This is a genomic window from Sulfitobacter sp. HI0129 (genome assembly GCF_001635395.1).
In the GTDB taxonomy this organism is placed as follows: Bacteria; Pseudomonadota; Alphaproteobacteria; order Rhodobacterales; family Rhodobacteraceae; genus Sulfitobacter.
The window spans coordinates 1-1,741 of record NZ_LWGH01000663.1 but is presented as its reverse complement, the minus strand read 5'-3'; the positions used below and the strand labels follow the sequence as shown (position 1 = coordinate 1,741).

At 58.2% G+C, this 1,741-nt stretch carries 2 protein-coding genes; both read right to left on the bottom strand.

Annotated elements, in window-relative coordinates:
* A partial coding sequence (locus A3764_RS17020) for a DnaA ATPase domain-containing protein (protein WP_150122260.1) occupies nucleotides 1-811 on the bottom strand: 811 nt, incomplete at its 3' end.
* A 500-nt stretch (nucleotides 812-1,311) separates the two neighbouring features.
* On the bottom strand, nucleotides 1,312-1,581 hold the full coding sequence (rpsT, locus tag A3764_RS17015) for a 30S ribosomal protein S20 (RefSeq protein ID WP_067926486.1): 270 nt from the start codon (nucleotides 1,579-1,581) through the stop codon (nucleotides 1,312-1,314).
* Nucleotides 1,582-1,741: the final 160 nt, after the last annotated feature.

The following is a 1,741-nucleotide window of genomic DNA, read 5'->3' as shown; positions in this document are numbered from 1 at the left end:
CAAGGTCCTTGATCTCTCCGGGGGCGCGGTCGGCCGAAATGATGATCTGCTTGTGCTGGTCGACCAGCGCGTTGAAGGTGTGGAAGAATTCTTCCTGCGTGCTGTCCTTGCCCGCGATGAATTGCAGATCATCCACCATCAACACGTCGACGGAGCGGAAAAGCTCCTTGAAATCCATGATCGTCCGATCGCGCAGGGCCTGCACGAAACGGTACATGAACTGCTCGGCGGAAAGATAGAGCACGTTCATTTCCGGTTGCCGCTGGCCCAGTTCACGAGCGATCGCATGCATCAGGTGTGTCTTGCCGAGGCCGACACCACCATAAAGGAACAGCGGGTTGAATGTGACCGGCCCACCTTCGGCCACCCGGCGGGCGGCGGCATGGGCTAGTTCGTTGGGTTTGCCGACGACGAAATTGTCGAAGGAAAAGCGCGGATCGAGAGGGGCGGTGTTGAGGGCCGAATTGGCAGCACCCTTCGCGGCGGCTGTTGCCGTCGCCTGCGGGGTTGCAGCCTGTGACCGGGGCGCGACGGGGGCCGCGGCCGCGGCATTCGCCATGACTGGCGTGCGCGGAGCGAGCGCAAACTTGAGCCGTTGCACCGAGGGCATGATCGCACTGATTTCATGCAGGATCAGGTCAGAGAAATTCTGGCTCACGTAGTTGCCGAAGAAATTGGTCGGCACTTCGAGCGTGCAGATACCGTCTTCCACGTGTTTGGGTTCAAGAGGTTTGATCCAGGTCGTGTAATTGTTTTGTCCGACTGTCTTCAGCAGTCTTTGTCCGATCTCGCCCCACTGATCCCGTGTCATATGCGCCCTTCATCCATTCAACACCACGAACGGATCGCCGAAACAGCCCGCACGTCATCCCATTCCGACAGGCAACAAACCACATACCCGGTCCCATCAGGTATCCGGCCATATGCCCCTCGGAGCTATCCAAACCGATTGCATTGCGCAGCGTGCCCCGTCCCAAAGCGCGCAGTCGCCGGACGCAACCGTCCGTATTTTGTAGATGACAGGACAAATGAACTGGCAGCAGCCCATTTGCAGATCGCGTCACCCGGTCCTAGCAAACCGTTTGACGCTCCCAGATCTGCAACCGCCGCGACGATTTTAAACCTGGGGCCTGTCCCCCCATGCGATGTGACTCGCAGGACTGTCCTAACAACTTGTTACTAGCTGCTTCAACATATCTTCAAACTTGACTCGAAAAGAATCTCCGAGGGCCAAAACATTGCAACAGCGCATAAAAATAGGGTGCCGCAATGCGGCACCCCGGGATTTTCAAGCACTTAACTGATTCTTGTTCAGGTTGTGCCGAGGGCTTTTACACGTGAGGAAAGGCGGGACATTTTCCGCGCTGCCGTGTTCTTGTGGAAGACGCCTTTCGAGACGCCGCGCATTAGCTCGGGCTGGGCCGCCTGCAGCGCTTCCTGGGCCGCGTTCTGGTCGCCGGAAGCAATCGCTTCCTCGACCCGACGCAGATAGGTGCGGATACGCGAACGGCGCGCCTTGTTGATCGCGAATCGCTTTTCGTTCTGGCGCGCGCGCTTTTTGGATTGTGTCGTATTTGCCATGGAATCAGCCTTCGGGTTCGTATCAATTTCAAACGTCGCGCGACACGACCCGCATCGGATGAACCGACGGTGATTCTAGCCAGAGCGGGCTGCACGCGCATGTATCGGGTGGCCTATAAGCCAGAGCGGCGGGGTTTGCAAACCGCAAAGCAGCCCGCCG

What these genes read in the sequence shown, in the direction of transcription:
- rpsT (WP_067926486.1), bottom strand. Translation starts at nt 1,581, where the DNA reads ATGGCAAATACGACACAATCCAAAAAGCGCGCGCGCCAGAACGAAAAG.